At 43.2% G+C, this 21,651-nt stretch carries 11 protein-coding genes; 5 read left to right on the plus strand and 6 right to left on the minus strand.

Going from position 1 to position 21,651, the window contains the following annotated elements; translation table 11 throughout:
* Nucleotides 1-27: 27 nt before the first annotated feature.
* Nucleotides 28-963 carry a hypothetical protein gene (locus tag VGD82_RS04385; protein WP_331019230.1) on the minus strand — a complete coding sequence of 312 codons (936 nt, stop codon included), beginning with the start codon at nucleotides 961-963 and terminating at the stop codon, nucleotides 28-30.
* 5 nt (nucleotides 964-968) lie between these two features.
* The gene (gene hrpA, locus VGD82_RS04390; protein WP_414684455.1) at nucleotides 969-5,054 is read right to left on the minus strand and encodes an ATP-dependent RNA helicase HrpA; all 4,086 of its coding nucleotides are present in this window, start codon (nucleotides 5,052-5,054) and stop codon (nucleotides 969-971) included.
* Nucleotides 5,055-5,262: 208 nt separating this feature from the next.
* On the opposite strand from hrpA, the gene VGD82_RS04395 reads away from it, so the two are divergent.
* Nucleotides 5,263-8,430 carry an EAL domain-containing protein gene (locus VGD82_RS04395; RefSeq protein WP_331019231.1) on the plus strand — a complete coding sequence of 1,056 codons (3,168 nt, stop codon included), beginning with the start codon at nucleotides 5,263-5,265 and terminating at the stop codon, nucleotides 8,428-8,430.
* Between the two features lie 36 nt (nucleotides 8,431-8,466).
* Here the strand turns inward: VGD82_RS04395 and VGD82_RS04400 are convergent, their stop codons facing one another.
* Together VGD82_RS04400 and VGD82_RS04405 are read right to left on the minus strand one after the other, a co-directional pair.
* Nucleotides 8,467-11,052 (minus strand): chemotaxis protein CheW, encoded by a 2,586-nt coding sequence (locus tag VGD82_RS04400; protein ID WP_331019232.1) that lies wholly within the window; start codon nucleotides 11,050-11,052, stop codon nucleotides 8,467-8,469.
* A 337-nt stretch (nucleotides 11,053-11,389) separates the two neighbouring features.
* Nucleotides 11,390-11,623 carry a DUF2798 domain-containing protein gene (locus tag VGD82_RS04405; protein WP_331019233.1) on the minus strand — a complete coding sequence of 78 codons (234 nt, stop codon included), beginning with the start codon at nucleotides 11,621-11,623 and terminating at the stop codon, nucleotides 11,390-11,392.
* A 121-nt stretch (nucleotides 11,624-11,744) separates the two neighbouring features.
* On the opposite strand from VGD82_RS04405, the gene VGD82_RS04410 reads away from it, so the two are divergent.
* A complete protein-coding gene (locus VGD82_RS04410; RefSeq protein ID WP_331019234.1) occupies nucleotides 11,745-12,677 on the plus strand; it encodes a LysR family transcriptional regulator in 933 nt (310 codons plus the stop codon).
* A gap of 6 nt (nucleotides 12,678-12,683) precedes the next feature.
* On the opposite strand, the gene VGD82_RS04415 is transcribed toward VGD82_RS04410, so the two are convergent.
* Both VGD82_RS04415 and VGD82_RS04420 read right to left on the minus strand, forming a co-directional pair.
* Nucleotides 12,684-14,462, minus strand: a complete 1,779-nt coding sequence (locus tag VGD82_RS04415) for a monovalent cation:proton antiporter-2 (CPA2) family protein (RefSeq protein ID WP_331019235.1) — start codon at nucleotides 14,460-14,462, stop codon at nucleotides 12,684-12,686.
* Nucleotides 14,463-14,869: 407 nt separating this feature from the next.
* Nucleotides 14,870-15,964: a diguanylate cyclase domain-containing protein gene (locus tag VGD82_RS04420; RefSeq protein ID WP_331019236.1), complete on the minus strand. Its 1,095-nt coding sequence runs from the start codon at nucleotides 15,962-15,964 to the stop codon at nucleotides 14,870-14,872.
* Nucleotides 15,965-16,491: 527 nt separating this feature from the next.
* On the opposite strand from VGD82_RS04420, the gene VGD82_RS04425 reads away from it, so the two are divergent.
* From VGD82_RS04425 to VGD82_RS04435, 3 genes are read left to right on the plus strand one after another with little or no spacing between them, the layout of a single operon-like run.
* Nucleotides 16,492-19,029 (plus strand): PAS domain S-box protein, encoded by a 2,538-nt coding sequence (locus VGD82_RS04425; RefSeq protein ID WP_331019237.1) that lies wholly within the window; start codon nucleotides 16,492-16,494, stop codon nucleotides 19,027-19,029.
* Nucleotides 19,026-19,394 (plus strand): response regulator, encoded by a 369-nt coding sequence (locus tag VGD82_RS04430; RefSeq protein WP_331019238.1) that lies wholly within the window; start codon nucleotides 19,026-19,028, stop codon nucleotides 19,392-19,394. The genes VGD82_RS04425 and VGD82_RS04430 overlap by 4 nt, the downstream gene beginning before the upstream one ends.
* A 20-nt stretch (nucleotides 19,395-19,414) precedes the next feature.
* Entirely contained in the window at nucleotides 19,415-21,286 is a 1,872-nt protein-coding gene (locus VGD82_RS04435; RefSeq protein WP_331019239.1) for a two-component system response regulator, read from the plus strand.
* The last annotated feature ends 365 nt before the right edge of the window (nucleotides 21,287-21,651 follow it).

Consider the following 21,651-nt stretch of genomic DNA (forward strand, 5'->3'; position numbering starts at 1 on the left):
AAGGGATTAAACACTAGATTTAATCCCTTAGTTATTTCGGTAATTACTACCAAAAAACTCCATCATTAAGAAGTCTTCCAAACCGGCATTGTCCTCTAAGCGTGCAGATTGGGTGACCGAACGCGCAAGTCGATGTGACTCCCAAGTAAAATCGCCCTGATAATGCTCACGGATTAGTGCAATCATCCGTTTCACAATCATCAAGCGAATATCTTGGCCGCTGCTAGCCTCCACCTCAAAGTACTGAAGCTTGGCGTTGCTATAATCATTAGTCCAGCCTTTAAAGGCAAAAGTCGCGTGACGTGAGCTTCTGCTGGTAATTTCAAAAATACCGTTAGTACCACTTTTAAAGTTGTTTTTAATGCGCTCATCTCTAAGTTGCTCGGCACTCGGCCCTCGCTCTTTAGCTATTGCCTCCGCATTTTGCCGTGCTGCGTCATACTCAGTGCCCTGCCTGCTCGCCTGCACCGCCTTCATGTAAGAGGCCATATCTGGGAACTTAGCAGGGTCCAGCTTATTCTCCGGCACCGGCGGCGGTGGCTTAGGTGCATCTGGCACCTTTAAGCTTGAATCAGCAATCGTGGTTGGTATATTTGCAATCACTTTTTGCTTTGGTTTTACTATTGGTTTGCTTTTTACAGGCTCTACCTTGGGCTCAACTTTAACCGGAGGTTCTGCTTTAGGCTGCGGCGCTACTGCAGCGGCTGGTGCACGCTTAGGCGGCGCTAAGCTAACTTCAATAGTGCTGGCTGTGCTAGCCGGTGGCTGATCAAACTGAACTTTTGGTGCGAGAAAGAAAATAGCCAAATGAACCAAGATAGAAATAACAATCGCGAGTAAAGTATTACGGCTGATATTCACGCGTATCAGTTGCTCGTTAACAGGCTTGAATTTGAGCGCTCGCGCTAAAAACTCATCAAAGTTTTCTTCAACCTGATTGTTATTAATTTGATCTGAATACATGGAGATTAAAAGCGCATGTCTGCCCAAGTTTTTTCAAGCCGCTTGAGCGACACGGGGAACGGTGTTTTAAGCTCTTGCGCAAACAAAGATACACGCAGTTCTTCAATTAACCATCTAAAATCCTGCAAATGCTGTGGAACATCTAAATGTGCAGTATTCAAAGCATTGACTTTATCTTGCCATTTTTGCCAAACCAAGCCAACGCTTGCCGCATTTTTACCATCGCGATCCGGGTTAGCCGGATGCTTCTCGATACGTAGTCGCAGCGCTTTTAAATAACGAGGGATGTGCTGCAATTGCTCCCAAGGTGTTTGGTAAAAACATCCTTTGTACACTAGCAAGCCAATTTGTTGCTCTAAATCACGCTTTAGCCTATTGGCGGTAGTTGCCATTTGGCTTTGCTTTTGCACCAACAACTGATACTCAGTGGCAATAGCCTGCGCTTGCCGAGCCACCGCTTGCGTCACAGCTGGCAAACGCGTTCTGGCACGTTGCTTTAACACCATAAACTCTGCGTTGGTGCGCGGCAAATCATCTTCACCAATAAAGGCACGGTCTGCAATCGCTAAAATCATATCCTCACGCAAATCATCTGCCGACATCACATTACGCAAGACCATCGCATACTGATTAAAGTTTGGTAGGCTTTTTTCCAGCTGCTTCATCTGCTCTTTTAGCTCAAAACGCATCAGGCGGCACACACCTTTGCGATGGCTAAGCGCAGCCTCGCGCTCTGTATCAAACAGCTTAACCGCGATACTGTCATGCGCATCTTCTAGCGCGGGATAGCCTGTCACTTTTAGGCCATCTCGTTCAAAACTTAGTGTCTGTGGCAAATCGCCAAAATCCCACTGTTTTAAACCGGTTTTTTCAATATCTGGTGAAGTATTTCTAAAGGTAAGCTGCGCGGCTGAACCCAGCTGCTTTTTCAGGGCATTCCAGTCACGCCCCATTGCCAGTTCCCTGCCACCATCATCCAGCACACTAAAATTCATTAAATGGTGTGGCGGTATGTCGCTCAGGTTCCAATCTTCTTTGCTAATTTTAAGCGTGGTTTTACGCTGTATGTAAGAGGCTAGCGCGTCTAGCATTGGTTGTGAGAACTGCTCGTTTACATCATCCAAAAACCCGGTGACAAACTCCGGTACAGGCACACACACACGCCTAAACGTTTTAGGCAGTGCTTTAATCAAATAAGTGATTTTCTCGCGCAGCATGCCCGGTACTAGCCACTCTGTTTGCACTGGATTTAACTGATTCAATAAGGCGAGCGGTACCGTTGCGGTCACGCCATCCAGCACGTGGCCCGGCTCAAAACGATACTTCAAATTAGTTTCAACACCATCTAACATGACCTTCTCAGGAAATTGCACGGCCGTAATGGCATCTGCACCATGGCGCATCAAATCATCACGCGTTAGGTATAACAGCCTTGGTGATACTTTTTCAGCGTCTGCCCGCCACTTTTCAAAACTTGCGGCATTAAAAATATCAGCAGGTATTTTGGCATCGTAAAAAGCAAAAAGTTTATGCTCATCCACCAACACGTCCTGACGGCGTGCTTTATGCTCCAACTCTTCAACCTCTGCAATCAAGCGCTCGTTAGCGGTAAAAAATGCAGCTTTAGTGTCAAACTCGCCATTCGCAAGCGCTTCACGTATAAATATCTCACGCGATTCAGCCGCGTTAATCGGACCATAATGCACACGGCGCTTTGGAATAATCGTCAAGCCATACAAGCTCACGCGCTCCCATGCGTTGACCATACCCATTTTTCTATCCCAGCGCGGGTCTGAATAGTGGCTATCGGTAAGACCTCTGGCCAGTGGCTCTATCCAATCAGGCTCAATTTTTGCCACACCACGCGCATAGAGTTTAGAGGTATCAACCAGCTCGGCAGCCATTACCCACTTTGGACGCGTCTTTTTGAGCGTTGAGCCTGGCGCAACATGGAAGCGAATGCTGCGTGCACCCGCATATGAATCACTATCACCATCTTTAAAGCCAATATTACCTAACAAGCCTGCGAGTAGTGCTTTGTGAATCTGCTCAAAGTTAGCCTCTTGCTCATTGAGCTTAAATTCCATCTCGGAAACAATATCTAGCAATTGTCCGTGTAACTCACGCCACTCTTTCAAGCGTAAGAATGATAAGAAGTTACTATGACATTGGTTGAGCAAGTCTTTATTCGACTTTTTAGTTTTGAGTGCGTTATCGAAGAAATCCCATAGTTTGAGATAGCTCATAAAATCTGAGCCCTCACCCGCAAACTTGGCATGTGCATTATCCGCCGCTTCGCGCTTATCCATTGGACGCTCACGTGGGTCTTGTATGCTAAGCACACTGGCAATAATCAATATTTCTTTTAAGCAATGCTCGCGCTTGGCAGCAAGTATCATGCGCCCTACACGCGGGTCCAGAGGTAGTTTCGCTAATTGCAAACCCGTATCTGTAATTTGGCGACGCGAGTCTACCGCACCAAGCTCCTGCAATAGCAAATAACCATCGGCAATCAAACGTGATGAAGGTGCTTCAATAAATGGAAACTCGGTTACATCGCCTAAACGCAACGCAGCCATGCGCAAAATTACTGCGGCCAGTGAGCTGCGTAAGATTTCTGGCTCAGTAAACTCTGGGCGGCCATTAAAATCCTGCTCGGAATAGAGCCGCACACAAATACCGTTTGAAACCCGACCACAGCGCCCTGCACGCTGTTTAGCGGCGGCTTGACTAATTTTTTCAATCTGTAGCTGCTCAACTTTTGCGCGTGTACTATAGCGGTTAACCCGCGCCAGACCTGCATCAATCACGTATTTAATGCCAGGTACTGTCAGCGAAGTTTCGGCCACATTGGTTGCCAGCACAATGCGCCTGCTGCTATGGCTTCTAAATATCTTCTGCTGATCTTCAATGCTTAAACGGGCAAACAAAGGCAGTACTTCTATGTGCTTAAGCTTGGCTGAGCGCCCTTGATACTTGCGTAAGTGGTCTGCTACATCACGAATCTCGCGCTCACCTGGTAAAAACACCAGAATATCGCCATCACCCTGACGCAGCAAATCATCGGCCGCATCTAAAATGGCTTCTTCAATCGCCTCTTCTTCGTCGTCTTCTTCCAGCCAACGCGCTTCTGTTTTCGCTTTGCGCGCAATGCCAAAAACAGTCTCATCATCTAAATCAAATTGAGCGTTCTCTGCCTCGGCCACTTCACGTGCGCGGAATCCGGCTGCGCCTAATGGACGGTAGCGGATTTCTACGGGGAAAGTGCGCCCAGAAACTTCAATTACAGGGGCGCCGTTAAAGTGTTGTGAAAAGCGATCGGCATCAATGGTTGCTGACGTGACAATCACTTTTAAATCGGGGCGTTTGGGTAACAGCTGTTTAAGATAACCCAGCAGAAAGTCGATATTGAGGCTACGCTCATGCGCCTCATCAATGATAATGGTGTCGTAAGCATTTAGAAACTTATCACCCTGCGTTTCTGCCAGCAAAATACCATCTGTCATCAGCTTAACGTAGCTAGATTCTGATAACTTATCATTAAATCGTACCTTGTAGCCGACAGCTTCGCCTAATGGCGTTTTTAGCTCTTGTGCAATACGGCTAGCGACAGACCTTGCGGCAATACGGCGCGGCTGGGTATGGCCGATGAATCCGGAAACACCGCGCCCGAGCTCTAAACAAATTTTGGGTAACTGCGTGGTTTTACCTGAGCCGGTTTCACCGCACACAATCACCACTTGGTGCTTAGTGATTGCAGTTGCGATTTCATCACGCTTTCCACTCACTGGAAGTTCTAACGGATACTCTGGCTTAGGCAATTGCGCTAAACGCAATTGATACTTTTGCTGCGAGGCATGCATCTTTTGCACGACTTCATTGACCATGCGCTGAGCTTTGGCTAGTGACTTTTCATCCGCAAGTTTTTGTAGCGATTTGATTTCCTGCATTTTACGGCGCAATGCATGGCGATCAGCCAGCATACAGCTATGTAACGCATGTTCAAAATTAGCAGGAATTAAATTATCAGGTTTACTCACATTCATAGGCGCAAATTTTATCATGCCGTGCTGCTCTACTTTAACAATCATACAAAAGCATTTGCAAATAGCGCTTAATACGTCATTTTTGTATTCATTAATCTGTAATAAGTTAGCGTCAAATGCAAGAAATAAAAAGCCACTCCCTTAATTAAAAGCAAAACAGATATGGATTGATTTATATCAAACCAAGCCTAGGCAAAATAAAATAACCTGAGCCACGGTAATAAAATTATTTGAACTTTAGGCGCTGCACCCAATGCCAGCACAAAAACTAGCAACGTCAGCCATGTTGTATTTATTAAAGGCAGGCAATATGATGAATGAAAGTCTATCCTTAAAGCTTTCATTCAAACACCCCAAATTTATTGTTTTTAATATCATGCTGTCGCTAGGAATGTTAATCATCTCCTCTGCGGCAATGCTCACCAGTACAGAGCAAAGCAAAATCTCTGCATATACGCTAGAGCAAACCTATCAGTTACTGAACCTATCTAAAAATCTGCAAAGCGGATTTTATGACCACAAATCTCTGATTACTCAGTATCTGCATAATCCAACCCCTAGTCTGTTAGAAAACCTGCAATCTATACGTTCCAATGTTTTCCAGTCATTGTCCACAATTAAGAAAATGGCGGGACAAAACCTTGAAATGCAACGCCAGATTAAGAGCGTCGAAGAGATTTTTAGAGAGTCCATTAATGAGTCTGAGTCTATCTTACCGACTAAAGGCGGCTTAGTTATCGTTGGTCCTAGTATTTCTATCATTACTGAAGGCAACATCAACCACCTCACTAATTTACTGACTTCAAAATTGCATGCATTTGATATTGCCGTGCAAAACAGATCAAATGAACGACAGAAGCTGGCGTCGTTGAAAGTTGGAGTGGCGCAAGTCGTCATGCTAATTAGCTTGCTGATTGGTATTGGCATTTTGTTTTACACACTCAAAACATTGCGTGATGAAATGACAAAACGCATTGAAACAGAAAACAGATGGCGATTTGCAATAGAGGGGACAAGTGACGGCGTTTGGGATTGGAATCTAGAAACCAATAAAACGTATTACTCAAGTAAATGGGCAGAAATACATGGTTTAAGTCACGGCATCATCAATAATGACATGGACACCTGGGAGAGCAACATCCACCCGGAGGATAAGCCCTATGTATTTTCAAGCGTACACGACTATTTACACAATAAAACCAAAACCTACATCAGTGAGCATCGCATTATTGATAACAACGGCAATATTAAATGGATACTTGAACAAGGAGTAGCCGTCGCCCGTAACGCAATTGGAGAGCCAACACGCATTATTGGTGTACTAAGAGACACAACACAACATCAACTCTCCAGACATGCACTGCAGGACAGCGAATCACGCCTAAGGGGACTACTCACCGCCATTCCCGACTTAGTCTGGCTAAAAAGTCCTGACGGGATATACCTCACTTGTAACTCTCGCTTTGAAAGGTTCTTTGGAAAAAAAGAGTCTGAGATTGTCGGAAAAACTGATTACGATTTCGTTGATATTACGCTTGCGGACTCTTTCAGAGAAAATGACAGAAAAGCAATGGCAAGCAGCGTACCGTGCATCAATGAAGAATGGATTACTTTTGCCGATGATGGTCACTCTGAGCTACTGGAAACTACAAAAACTGCAATCTATGATGAACAAGGGAACGTTACTGGCGTTCTAGGCATTAGCCACAACATTACCGAACGAAAAACTATAGAAAATGAGCTAAAAATATCCGCATACGTATTTGAAGCGCAAGAGGGAATGATAGTAACAGATGCAAACAATATCATTCTGCGCGTTAACCATGCATTTAGCGCTATTACCGGCTATTCTGCTGATGAGGTCATTGGCAAAAACCCGCGCATCCTTAGCTCTGGTAAGAGTGACGCAAGTTTTTATAACGACATGTGGGAAAGCATTACAAATAAAGGCTCATGGAGCGGAGAAATTTGGAATCGACGTAAAAATGGTGAAACTTACCCAGAATACCTCACAATTACCGCAGTCAAAGACCAATATGGCATCGTTACTAATTATGTAGCAACGATGGCAGACATTACCTCTAACAAGGCTGCCGCAAAAGAAATAGAAGTATTAGCTTTTTACGACCCACTTACCCACCTTCCTAATCGACGCTTATTTATTGACCGCTTAAACCATGCTCTCGCCTCTAGTGCTCGTAGCCAAAACAAAGGCGCATTATTATTTATAGATTTAGATAACTTTAAAAACCTTAATGACTCACTGGGGCATGCGGTTGGCGATATGCTGTTGCTTCAGGTAGCGGAGAGGTTAAATAACTGCGTGCGCGAAGGTGATACGGTGGCCAGACTAGGTGGCGACGAGTTTGTGATTACGCTAGAAGACCTAAGCCTGCAATTGGATGAAGCTGCGTCTAAAACCAAATTAATCGGGGAAAAGATTTTATACCGACTAAGCCAGCCCTACCACTTAGGTGAGTACGAACACCAAATCACTTGCAGTATTGGTGCCGCGCTGTTTCATCATCACGAACAATCGCAAGATGAATTACTTAAACAAGCGGATATTGCCATGTACCAAGCTAAAAAGCTTGGGCGCAATGCAATATGCTTCTTTGACCCAGAAATGCAAACCAGTATTAATGCACGTGTTGAGCTTGAACGTGATTTAAATTTTGCTATCTATGAGCAGCAATTTCAGTTGTATTACCAAATACAGCTAGACAGCCACGGGCAAGCCATAGGCGCTGAAGCGCTTATCCGCTGGCCACACCCTGAGCTAGGGTTAATTTCGCCAGCAAAATTTATACCGCTGGCAGAGGAAACCGATTTAATTATCCCTATCGGCTCTTGGGTACTAGATACAGCCTGTGCGCAACTTAAACAATGGCAGCAAGACGCGCGCACCCAACATTTAGTCTTATCTGTGAATGTAAGCGCCAAGCAGTTGCATCAAGTAGATTTCACCGCTACCGTACAAAACACAATTAACAAGTATGCTATCAACCCTAATCTACTAAAACTTGAGATTACGGAAAGCATGCTGCTTAACTCGATTGAAGATACGATCAGCATCATGAGTAGATTACAAACAATTGGCGTTCGGTTCTCACTCGATGACTTTGGCACAGGCTACTCTTCACTCCAGTATCTCAAGCGTTTGCCGCTTAATCAATTAAAAATTGATCAGTCATTTGTGCGTGACATCACCGTGGATGAAAGCAACAGAGTGATTATCCGCACCATAATAGCGATGGCACAAAGCCTTGGTTTGGATACGATTGCTGAAGGGGTAGAAACCGAAGCTCAACGTGCTTATTTATTCCAAAGTGGCTGTACACATTTCCAAGGCTATCTGCTTGGCAAACCGGTACCTATAAACGAATTTGAGTCAGCACTTAAATCTTTATCTAAGCTTTAGCTAATATCAAAACAAAGACAAGCGATTGCGGTTAACTTAAGCCTCGGCTGTTTCCTGCAAGCAATGACTCAGCTGTTCAACATCAATAATTTGCAACATAGGCTCTTGTAGATTCTGCGAGCTAGATAGCACCAATGACTTCACTATCTGGTTGTAAGCGGATATCTCAGCTCCTACTGGACGGATCTGCTCCATCGCAACGTCCATCATTTCGCCCAGTGCATCTACAACCAGCCCGATATATTCACTATCAATTTTAACAACGACTACTTCTGTAATTTTTTGATTCACCGGCTTAGCGCCACCTAAAAGCATGCACGTGTGCACAAGCGCCAGAGAGTTACCTCTATACATCAAATAACCCGCCACTATATCTTGCTCACCGCCTGAAATTGGCAGGTGCGTATCCACTTGAATCGCACTGGCGACCTGGTTGGCGCTCAGTGCTAACCAGTTATTATCTACATAAAATGTAGCAAGTTGCAAATTGTAAATACTGTTATGCATAGAGTGCTGCACATACACAGGTTTGAGCGACGCTACCTGCTGCACCGATTGTGTTTCCTCGCCCAGATAAATCAGCACAAACGCAAATACCTCTTGCTGGTAGTGGTCGGCAGTGCCTTTGTATTCACGATAACCAGACGATTTACTGCACCCTACTGCGTAGTTCTTATGCTCTAATGTCACCACTTTGCACATAGACTGCCCGTGTGCTAGTGCAAAAAAGTCATCGCTGATATCAAACAAATCGCCAGCTAAGACAGTATTACGGGTAGAGGCAATCACCGATTTATCAGCATCTGTATAAACCGCAAAACTATAATCAAGTTGCCCTTCCAGCACACTTTCTAATTTGTCCTGTGGCAGTACATCCCGCAGCATTGCTAAAAACTGCGGTGCCGCATCAAATACAATACCGATTCCACCTAACACCTGCTCATCATCCATCGCATGGATAGCAGCCGCATAAATATAGCTAGGTAAGGCGTTATACAAAGGAGTAGCAATAAAATCTGAGACTACATAATCCTGTGCTGATTTTAATGCCAGCGCTTTTTTCACCCACGGCTCTGTTAACACCTGCCCCTGTAAGTTATGCTCCTGCGGGTTAGAAACAGCAATCACCCTGCCTTGTGTATCAAACATAATGATGTTGCCATAAACGGTATACAGGCTATTAATATATTGCAACACAGACTGTATTTCACTTATATCTTGTGTTTGCAGTGCCTGCTTGCTCATCAAACTTCTAAATGTTGTGGTAAGTGCCCACCAGCGGCAGTCGTTAGCGCGCTCGTATAAATTGCGGTCCATAATATCTATGGCGAGTGCGGCCATATTCATGCTGTCTTGTAGCACAGACGCAATCACGGTTTTTTGAATATCCGCAATGGAGTTCTCAAATATATGCTTGGTTAACACGCCGGTGTGTTTAATCTCGCTCAGTAGCACTTTAGACACTACCGCATCACTGCTGCTTTTATCTGTAGCCTGCTGTACGTTTCCGTTCCACACTAATCGATTCAACTCACGCTGAATTTGGCTTGCGCTAACTGGGATATTTTTAATCTCTGCATTAAATAATGCCCCCTGCATAACAGAATCAAGCAATGCAGGAGCTAAATCTATTGCCACATTAGACTGTTGGCTAAATATCTTTCTAAGGGGCACCATCACAAACCCAAGCCAGCCAGAACCATGATAGCCTTGGAAACCGTCGGTTTGCCTTGCACAGCAAAAGTATTCAACGCCTTCATAATTCACCAAGCTATAATCTTGCTCTAACGCTGGTTTAAACTTTGCGTTTAAAGCTACTTTGTCAGAGCTGCTTGCAATGACTCTACCATCTTGATTGAGTAAACTAACTATCGCCAATTGATCATTTGCTAACAAACCCGCAAAAATGCCATAACACTCATTTTTGAATTTAAAGCACAGGCATATCACCCCCAAGGCGTGGCCATCATCTGGTGATACAACGCGATAGGAGTAAATTAGGCTATTTTGCTCATTAGGTGATAAATCGCTATACCTGAAATTTTCCACATAAGCGTTTTCCGTATGCAATGACTCCATAATTAAAGCGTCTTTAGATTGCGCTACAGGATTACTCTGGTCTAGCTGCAATACCACATTACCTTTGGTATCTAACAAAATAATATTGTGATAAACAGAATATTTAGCAACATACTGCTCAAATCGGTCTAATAAATACTGGCGTTTCTCATTTAAAATCCCAGACTCGGGATCAGACTCCAGCAGTTGCAGATACGCACAAACATCATCATCCGTTGCAATAAAGCCGATATCCGCAGTACGTTCAAACAGATTGCGAATCATGATATTAATCGCCACTTGCGCCTTAAATCCATATTGACGCACCGATTTATTCAGTAACTCCAGCCCCAATTGATTCAATAATGTTCCGGTCAACTGGGTAAACTCTTTACGTGTTTTAGATAGCTCAGTGTCCAACTTTGCCAGTTGCCCTAATACCGACAAGTAATCCCAAGCTACCTGTTGCTTTTGTAAATCATCACGATAGTTTTCAACACCATTCATATGGCGAATCACTCCATACAAACGATCATCTACTTCAAAGCCCTTGTAATAGCTCATCCTAATTACCTCTATATCCAATCAACATCACTGCAACCGAATCATTACTAACACAAAATTTAGACGAAAAAAAAGGCGCATGACAACCGACCAACTCTTTAAAAAGAATAGTCAATTATCAAGACGCCTTTGTCTTGAAACACCCAATTAAATACGAGCCTACGTTGGCTCAAATAACTTACGCTATCTGTTTAATGCAGCAATCCGCCGTTGGATACCCGCACCAAACAATTTGTTACAAATGCTTACATTTTGTTAATCATATCAGAAAAATATAGCCTGCAAACTAGTGATTCACGGTTAACAAGTTTGCAGGCCTTCAATAACACCCTGATAATTATTGCGCTTCAACAACCCAAGACATTAATTTAACCACAATAGGTCTTACAAAAAGTATGCATACAAACGCAGATGGCATGGCCAATGTGTAAGCATGAATTAAGCGTTGCAAGTAACCAGCACCGATACCGCTATTGGCAGCAACAATGATGGTACACATCAAAAGTGCCATGATAGTAGCCATAAAAAATGCAAACACGTAACCGGTATATCGGTGAGGAATTTTCATCATAGTCCTTGAAGATAAAGATTAGGATGCAACTTTAATCCCTAACTTAACTCGTGCATAGAGCACTAACACTATCCTCAGTTTAAATATAAACTATCGAATAACACTAAAAATCGATAGCAATATGGATACACTAAGAAGCATAGAAAGCTTTGTTAAAGCAATAGAAGGCGGGAGTATTGCAGCTGCTGCGCGTATGCAAGGCATTACCCCAGCGGCAGCCAGTCAAAATATTATTAGGCTTGAAGCGTCACTGAACGCACGTTTGCTGACACGAACAACGCGCAGTTTAGCTTTAACGGAAGTCGGTGCGATTTATTATGAAAAAGTGCGCCATGTCATCAATGATATTGAGAACGCACAATCTTTAGTGACAGAGCTTCAAGGTGAGCCTCAAGGGCGGCTGAGAATAGCAACGTCAGCGGCGTTTGGTCGACATGTACTCTCGGCCATCATTCCATCATTTACAGCCATGTATCCAAAACTATCGATAGAGTTGCTTCTTACAGACCAGAATATTGATCACGTCAAAGAAGATATTGATATCAGCATCCGATTCAAACAGCAATTAGAGCTTGGCTTGGTTGCAAAAAGGATTGCCGTCGTTCCTGTATTGTTTTGCGCATCGCCTGCTTATATTGCTCTTAAAGGGGAGCCACATACGCCCGAGGACTTGCAGCGACACGACTGCCTGATGTTTCGTATGCCCACCAGCGGGCGGTTACTAAACTGGGGGTTTCTGCGCGACGAACTACGCTTTGAGCCTGAACTTAAACCTTCGATTATCAGTAACGACATCAACTCACTGGCTGAACTAGCCATTGCCGGCGCAGGCATTGCAAGACTAGCTGCATTTATAGCTAATCCACTGATTAAAAGTGGAAAGTTAATCTCATTGTTTCAGCAAGACACAAGCAACCCTTCCATCATGCATGCAGATAATGAACCGCTGGAGTTTTACGCCTGTTTTCGTGACCATCACGCCATGACGTTAAAAGTTAAAACTTTCATCAACCACCTAACTTCCGCCCTACCCGCTTCTTGGGATGTGATTTAGCATAAATTAACTAGCAGTAGGCTTTCCTGCCTCGTCCATCTCTAGCGCGAGTAAATCTTTAAGATCCTGGCGCCCTTTTTCTGACATGCTCAGCAGTGCATTCATATCGTGCTTTACGTTGCGGGCAGCCTCAAGCTGCTCTGTGTCATGGCGTTCAAAGTGTTTAATAATTTTTGTAGCAGAGGCTGGCGTTTCCCCCAGGGCTAACAAAGCTTGCTTGGCAGCGACTAATGATGAATAAAAAGTCTCGCGTATAGGATCAAGCCCGATATCAAGCAGATCAAAAGCATCGGTTCTGCTACGCGCTCTTGTAACGACTGCAAGGTTAGGCCACCGCTCTTTGACTAACTTACCAATTTGCACTGCAGCCACGGGGTCATTCACCGAAATCACCAATAACTTCGCGGTAGCAATCCCCGCCTCCTCTAGCAAATCTAATCTGGAGGCATCGCCATAATAACAGCGCCATTTAAACTTACGCATCAGGTCAACCTGATTCGGGTCATTATCAATTAAGGTCGCCGCAATTCCCTTTGCAAGCAACACCCTACCAACGATTTGTCCAAACCGACCAAACCCAGCAATGATTACAGTGTTATTTTCCTCAATACTATCTTTAGGGCGCTCGCCACATTGCAGTGTTAAAAATCGATCATATAGCAATAACAAGATGGGGGTAATGAGCATGGATACGGCGACTATCGCATTCAGCACATTGTAAATCTCACGTGGAATAGTGTTTTGCGTGAAGGCGATGCCAAATATCACAAACGCAAACTCACCAATTTGCGAGAGCGCAGCACCATATAACAAGCCATCTCTCAACGAGTATTTAAATACATACGCTAGGCCTAACAATATAGCCATCTTTACCACTACAACTAGCAAAGCCAATCCAAGTATCATCAATGGCGAGTTTGCCAATAACGATAAATCCACAGACATACCAACTGCAATAAAAAACAAACCTAGCAGCAAACCTTTTACCGGTTCAATATCCAGCCTAAGCTCATAACGGTACTCAGAATCTGCTAACAGTACACCCGCCAAGAAGGTACCTAGCGCCATAGATAAGCCCACAGACTGCATAGCTAGTGATACACCAATCACCAAGAGCAATGAGAAAGCTACAAAAATCTCGCGAATTTCCGTCTGCGCTACTATGCGCATTATGGGCCGCAGTAAGGTTCTGCTAGCGATAATAATGGCGGCAATTACAGCCAATGCTTTCGCCACTGCCCAAACATCAAAACCAGATTGGCCACTGTCAGGTGCAATAAACGCAAGCACCATAAACAGTGGAATGACTGACAAATCCTGGAATAATAATGTTGCAAATGATGCCTGCCCGCCAGGAGTGCTTAACTGTTTTTTCTCTGCCAGTGCAGTGAGCCCAATTGCAGTAGATGACATCGCCACACCCATACCAATCACGATAGCCACAGGCCATGAAAAATGCATCATATGCGCAACGATTGCGACCAGACCTATTGTGCCAACGACTTGCAGCCCACCTAGCCCGAATAATATCTTACGCAGCTCCCAAACCTTTTGAGACTCTAGCTCCAGCCCAATCAGAAACAGCATAAGCACGACACCAAATTCAGCAAAATGCAGCACATGCTCAGGATCAGGAATTAGCTTTAAAGCGTAAGGCCCAATTAAAATACCGGCGATTAAATAACCCAGCACAGAACCCAAGCCTAATCTTTTAAAAATTGGCACGAGCAGTATGGCTGATGATAAATAAATCATCGTTTGAATCAGAAAGTTAGAAGTGCCCATATGAAGTAATCGTTTTTTATAATAAATGTGAATCCATCTACGTTCATGGTATTTGCCATGCAGTATCAGCATCAGTTGGATTGTAATCGTTAAATAAACCGCTGCTCCGCAAGGTTACATGAATCCTCATGAGTCTGCATCAAGGCCGCTAAACAAAGTAATAAAAAATCACTAAAATTATATTAGCATTTAACTTTAATAAAATTTATTAACATAATGAATATTAATGATAAATAAAATTATAAAACACTGGAAATGTCGTAAGAATTCATACCAACTAACCCATGGCATAAAAGGAATAGCATGATTAAAGATATGCTAAATAACGCTATCAATTAGTGCGTAAAAGCCAACAACAATTTGAGATTAACAAAGAAAAAAGCGTCGCGTTTTAAAAAAGCCTGTTACTAATGGAGAACTGCCTGGTTTTTGCCTGTTGATTTTGCTTTATACATCGCCTCATCTGCGGCAGAAATTAAAGATTTAATACTTTTAACTTGGTCAGGGTAAATCGCAACACCTATGCTGACCCCCATAAAAATATCATTGCCAGCTATTGAAATTACCGGTTCTTTGAGTGCATTAATAATACGATTAGCAAGAATTAACAATTCATCCGCATCATTAAAGTTATGTGCCACTAGCGCAAACTCATCCCCGCCCACCCGTGCAATAAAATCAGAATCACGCAACACGTGACTAATCTTGACCACAGCCCCAATCAACGCATCATCACCTGCATCATGCCCATATTGATCATTAATTAATTTAAACCCATCAAGATCCATATATAACAAACCAATTTTTTGCTTACTGCGCCCTGTCTGTGAAATAGATTTTTTGAGATATTGCTCAAAATTTCTTCTATTCGGCAAATGAGTTAATGCATCATGCATGGCAAGATAACCAAATTCCTCAGCCAACTCCTGGCTAGACGATGCATGCTCAAACAGCGAGATAGTCCTTTTATAATTAACCAGCAGTATGCTGATAATTAAGAACACAACCACTAGCGAAGCTAATTTCAAACGATTAATGGTTAAAGACAGCGTTACTTCTATGCGATCATTTTCATCGCGCAAAATCTTATCAAGCTTATTCACCTCGTTGGCAATTTCATCAGTAAGCACATTGCTTGCACCTGTCGAAAATTTTAAATGAGGAGAGTATGACCCTGCTGTGAGTTGAACTTGGAGCGTAGACTCGATAGCGCTGAATTTTTCCTTAATCAGTTTATCGAGCGTGATTAGGATTGGCGGGAATTCGGCAAAGTTTTTTTCACGGCTTTTGATTTGAGAGAATATCAAGGCCGTATCTTTAGCTGCACGATTGTACGGCTCGAGAAATTGCACGCTACCGGTAAGGAGGTAACCTCGCAATCCGGTTTCAGCATTCACAATTGTATTCATGAGTTTGACTACTTCGTAGCGTGTGTCTGCAACTTTAACTTTGCGGTCACTTAACACTAACAAGCTCTGCGCACTAAAAAAGACCCATGACATTGCAATCAACAGTATGATTGATGCAACAATCGGTGGCAGTAGAATCTGTTTTCGGTAATTTAGAATAGAGACTCCCTTTCTGAAAGCACGAAAACCTGCAGCTACAACAGCCTAAATTACGTTAGAACGTACAAAATATCAAAATATTCAACCTATTACAGTATACATAACGCACCAAACATGTGCAAAATGTATATGTAGGCTACGCTCAATTATTCATTTGCACCATCAGATCATTATGGATTAGTTTAATTAAAGTCTGGCAGTAAGTTTACTTGTTTATATTTAAGTTGTTTGTATTTAACTATTCGAGTGTCGCCATTTCTTATGGTTCACTGCTTGTTTAATGCAGATTAAATCAACTCACATTCATTTCTGTATGAAAAAAACTTAATAATAATTAAGCATATATGCTGTTTTCTTATTCCACTTAAATAAAATTACGTGTAGATTATTACTCATGCACGGTTTTATTTTCTTGATGATTATAAAATTGAAAAACAAAAAACTCTAAAGAGTGAAATATCTTGACAAAACATAGTGTTAAGAATGAACCAACCGGAGAAATCAGTAGCCAATCAGCGCATCAGATTGGTGAAGCGAGCTATCGGGCACTCTTTGAATATGCGCCCGACGGCATTCTTATTGCTGATGCCCAAAGTTATTATCTGGATGCGAACCCAAGCATCTGTAACATGTTAGGCTACACCCGGGATGAACTGATTGGTCTGCATGCCACAGATATCGTAGTACAAAGTGAAGTTCCTCATATCCAGTCCGCACTGGATACCATTCAAACACAATCAGACTACATGCGAGAATGGCTACTAAGACGTAAAGATGGTTCCGTTTTCAGTGCTGAAATCATGGCAACCACCATGCCAGATGGCAACCTGCTCGGTTTGATTCGAGATATTACGGTGCTAAAAGAGCAGCAACGGGAAATATCTCAACTATCCCGGCTTTATGCTGCTCTCACTAAAATCAATCAGGCGATCATTTGGCTACCCACCAGAGAAGAGTTATTTAAAAGAGTATGCCAAACGCTGGTGGATGAAGGCGGTTTTCACATGGCATGGATTGGCTGGCATGATAGCAAAACTCATCAACTTACTCCGGTAGCATCTTGGGGTGAACATTGCGATTACTTTAATAACATCAAAATTTATGCAGACCATAAACGTGCAGTTAAAAGGCCAATTAACTTAGCCTTTAGCTCCGATGAACCCTATATTTGCAATAATATGCTTGAGGATCCGGCAACGCAGATTTGGTGTGAAGATTTAGTGCGTTTAGGCTTTCGTGCTTCTGCCGCATTTCCGATTCAAGCAAATGACAAAGTAAGTGGCATCCTAAGCGTTTACACCAATCAAAGCATGTTCTTTCACGATAAAGAAATTGCATTATTGGCAGAGGCTGCCGGCAACATTTCTTTTTCTTTAGAAAACTTAGCACGTGAGGAAAGGCGTAAAGAAGCAGAGCTTAATGCTAAAAATGAATCATTATTTTCAGACATGATGATTGAAAGCATGCCTGGCATCCTCTACTTCTACAATCACGAAGGTAGATTCTTACGATGGAACCACAACTTTCAGACTGTGTCTGGCTACTCCAATAAAGAAATCACCAAAATGCATCCGCTAGATTTTTTTGCACCTGAAGAAAAATCTCTCGTTGCCCATAAAATATCTGAAGTATTTACCCAGGGACAGGCATTTGTAGAAGCTTCGCTATTATCAAAAGACGGTAAAAAAACACCTTATTTATTTACAGGTAGGAACGTTACATTTAAGGGTTCTGACTGTCTTGTTGGCATGGGCATAGACATTAGTGAGCGTAAAAATGCAGAGTCAAGGCTCAATGCTAGTGAGCAAAAATATGGTGAGCTGGTAGAGTCAGCAAACAGCATCATCTTGCGCTGGAACGCGCAAGGCTATATCACTTTCCTTAATTCGTTTGGCCTGAATTTTTTTGGATATAGTTTTGATGAAATCATCGGTAAGCATGTGATTGGGACGATAGTGCCTAATACGGATAGCGCCGGGCGTGATCTACAAGACTTGATGCAACAGATCTGCTTAGATACAAAAGTATTTGAACAGAACATCAACGAAAACATACGCAGCAACGGTGAAAGCGTGTGGGTTTCCTGGACAAATAAGGTGGTGCTGGATGCAGAAGGCCAAGTGGTGGAAATACTTAGCATTGGTAATGACATTACCGAGAGACTGCTCGCCGAACAAGAGATTCGCGAGCTGAATGCCAGCCTAGAAAAACGCGTTAAAGAACGCACAGAGGAATTACAAACTGCGTTGGTTCGAGCAGAAGCAGCAGATAAAATCAAATCAGCGTTTTTAGCAACGATGTCGCATGAGCTAAGAACACCATTGAATTCAATTATCGGGTTTACCGGTATTATTTTACAAGGCATGGCTGGCCCATTAAATGTTGAACAAACTAAGCAGCTAGGCATGGTGAGAGGTAGTGCCAGACATCTACTTGAGTTAATTAATGATGTGCTAGATATTTCTAAAATTGAAGCTGGTCAATTAGAGGTGAGTACCGAAGCCTTTGATCTGGTGGCACTGATTGAACGAGTAGTTAACTCACTAACACCAATGATAGAAAAGAAAGGTTTACTCCTTCGTACTTCAATTAGTAATGAGCTAGGTGAAATTGTGAGCGACCGCAGACGACTTGAACAGATACTAATCAATTTAGTTAACAACGCTGCAAAATTCACAGAAAAAGGCAGCATCACCATTAAGGCGGAGTTAGTCAGTGACATCAAAGACTCATCAGACGCTGCCCCTGCTCCATTTTTAAAGCTAAGTGTCATTGATACAGGCATAGGCATTAAGCCTGACGATCTGGATTTGCTATTCCAGCCGTTTCACCAAATAGACAGTGGACTTTCGCGCCTGCACGAAGGTACTGGTTTAGGGCTTGCCATCTGCAGGCGCCTGCTAGAGCTCATGGGGGGGCAAATCTCCGCTGTGAGTGAGTGGTCAGTAGGTAGCAAATTTACTGTTTTATTGCCAATGGGGGGTGCGATCAAATCATGAAAAAAACCATCCTACTCATTGAAGATAATGAACAGAATAGCTACCTGACCACTTTTCTTTTAGAAACGCATGGCATGAATGTAGTGACCGCTGCTGACGGTGCAACTGGCATTGATTTAACAAAAAAAATATTACCTGACTTGATACTGCTGGATATACAACTACCAATGATGGATGGGTACGCTGTTGCTAGTGCTTTGCGAAAAATAGAATCATTAAACCAAGTTCCCATTATTGCTGTCACATCATACGCTATGGTTGGCGACCGTGAAAAATGCTTAGCCGCCGGCTGTAATGGGTATATTGAAAAACCAATCAACCCTGAAACTTTTGTAGCTGAGATTTCCCTTTATCTAACCGTTTGATGAGTTGTCCAAGGAAGTTTATGACGCATATTTTGATTGTTGACGACAAGGAGGAGAACCTTTATTACCTACAGGCACTGCTAACGGGTAATGGGTACGTTGTTGAGCTGGCACGCCACGGTGCTGAAGCACTCGTCAAAGCACGTCAGAACCCACCTCAGATTATTGTCTCAGATTTACTTATGCCGGTTATGGATGGCTACACTCTGCTACGCCACTGGAAGAGTGACTCTAAGCTCAAAAAAATCCCGTTTATCGTTTACACCGCAACATACACAGAGCCTGAAGATGAAAAGCTAGCGCTCAGTCTTGGGGCGGATGCTTTTATTCTTAAGCCTTGTGAGCCTGAAGATTTTATTGCGCGATTTATTGAGGTTCAAACCAAAGGCGTAGTGGCCACGCCTGACATCTCCAGCACAGCGAATAGCGACCAGAGCTATACGCTAAAAGATTACAGCGTTATACTGATTCGTAAGCTAGAAGAGAAAACGCTGCAACTAGAAGAAGCTAATCAAATTTTGCAGCAAGACATTGCCAGAAGAAAAGAAGCTGAAGATAAGATTCAACATTTAGCCTATTATGATTTATTAACGAACCTGCCCAATAGACTGCTGCTGATTGATCGTCTACAGCACACGTTAGCAATGAGCGCCAGGCACCATAACCATGGCGCCTTGCTCTTTATTGACTTAGACCATTTTAAAACACTAAACGATACCAAAGGCCATAGTGTTGGCGACTTATTACTGGTTGAGGTTGCTAAGCGACTGCAAACCTGCATGCGTGAAGGCGACACCTTGGCAAGATTAGGTGGTGATGAGTTTGTAGTGATACTGCAAGACCTCAGCGAGGATTCATCCCAAGCCGCAGTTCAAGCGGAGACAGTTTGCGCCAAAATAATCTCTACTATTAACCTGCCCTATTACCTAGATAGCTATCTATATCACAGCTCGACCAGTGTTGGCGTTTGCCTGTTTCGCAACCAAGAGTTTACGGTAGATGAGTTGCTAAAAAGAGCCGACATCGCCATGTATCAGGCAAAAAACGCGGGACGCAACACACAACGCTTTTACGACCCCACCATGCAGGCGGCCTTAGAAGCTCGCGCCGCACTAGAGAGCGACTTACGGCTAGCAATCAAGAGGAATCAGTTCAGGCTCTATTATCAGATGCAAATTGACCACTCTGGCAATGTGCATGGTGCGGAGGCACTTATTCGTTGGCAACACCCTCAAAAAGGGCTGGTACCTCCGTTACAGTTTATCCCACTCACTGAAGAAACAGGGCTCATTATTCCAATCGGTCACTGGGTAATGGAAACAGCATGCGCCCAAATTAAGCGCTGGGAAAGCGACCCTATGACCAGAGATTTGCAAGTGGCTGTAAACGTGAGCGCATGCCAATTCCACGACCCAAGTTTTGTCGAGCGTGTGGTTGAAATGCTAAGTCGCCATCAAATTAAACCAGGCAATCTCAAGCTAGAACTCACGGAAAGTCTAGTATTGGACAATGTAGAAGAAGCCATTATGAAGATGCAGGCACTCAAATCTTATGGCGTACTTTTCTCGATGGATGACTTTGGCACTGGGTTTTCATCACTGTCTTACTTAACCAAACTTCCGTTGGATCAGCTAAAAATCGACCAGTCTTTTATACGCAATATGTGTATGAATAATAGAGATGCCGTAGTCGTGCAAACCATTATTGGCATGGCTAACAATCTTGGCATTGAAGTTATTGCAGAAGGCGTAGAGTCAGAAATTCAACGTAAATTTCTAGAGCAGAATAAATGCAATTTGTGCCAGGGCTACTTGTTTAGCCAACCTCTGCCTGTGGACTCTTTTGAAAACAAATTAAAGCAGATGCACACGGCATACTTAACACAGCCCTAACAAACAACATAGATTTAATTGAAGGATAGCTGAGTTGTCTGTGCGTAACTTCTCACCCACCGACCAGTTCATCAGTAACTCAATTCGTGCCGCACTTTTTATGAATCTATTGAGTTAAGCAGATGCGAGTCATGCTCAACAGAAACTCTCATACTAAAACTTACAGCGGAGCAATAATTAGCCGCTCATAGGCTAGAGTTGAGTCTGGATACCTGACTAACGAGGTGAATTTGGACACGTTTATACCATATCCAAAAAGTCAAAAGGCATGCACATAAGCACAAACCTTTGATTTAATTGGTAGGAGATGCGAGGCTCGAACTCGCGACAAACGGATTAAGAGTTGTTATAACCAATTGATATAT

Source organism: Methylotenera sp. (assembly GCF_036401095.1).
In the GTDB taxonomy this organism is placed as follows: Bacteria; Pseudomonadota; Gammaproteobacteria; order Burkholderiales; family Methylophilaceae; genus Methylotenera.

Bases quoted from the DNA above. Each gene is read 5' to 3' on its own strand.
- VGD82_RS04385 (WP_331019230.1), bottom strand. From the start codon at position 963: ATGTATTCAGATCAAATTAATAACAATCAGGTTGAAGAAAACTTTGAT.
- hrpA (WP_414684455.1), bottom strand. From the start codon at position 5,054: ATGATTGTTAAAGTAGAGCAGCACGGCATGATAAAATTTGCGCCTATG.
- VGD82_RS04395 (WP_331019231.1), top strand. From the start codon at position 5,263: ATGCCAGCACAAAAACTAGCAACGTCAGCCATGTTGTATTTATTAAAG.
- VGD82_RS04400 (WP_331019232.1), bottom strand. From the start codon at position 11,052: ATGAGCTATTACAAGGGCTTTGAAGTAGATGATCGTTTGTATGGAGTG.
- VGD82_RS04405 (WP_331019233.1), bottom strand. From the start codon at position 11,623: ATGATGAAAATTCCTCACCGATATACCGGTTACGTGTTTGCATTTTTT.
- VGD82_RS04410 (WP_331019234.1), top strand. From the start codon at position 11,745: ATGGATACACTAAGAAGCATAGAAAGCTTTGTTAAAGCAATAGAAGGC.
- VGD82_RS04415 (WP_331019235.1), bottom strand. From the start codon at position 14,462: ATGGGCACTTCTAACTTTCTGATTCAAACGATGATTTATTTATCATCA.
- VGD82_RS04420 (WP_331019236.1), bottom strand. From the start codon at position 15,964: ATGTCATGGGTCTTTTTTAGTGCGCAGAGCTTGTTAGTGTTAAGTGAC.
- VGD82_RS04430 (WP_331019238.1), top strand. From the start codon at position 19,026: ATGAAAAAAACCATCCTACTCATTGAAGATAATGAACAGAATAGCTAC.
- VGD82_RS04435 (WP_331019239.1), top strand. From the start codon at position 19,415: ATGACGCATATTTTGATTGTTGACGACAAGGAGGAGAACCTTTATTAC.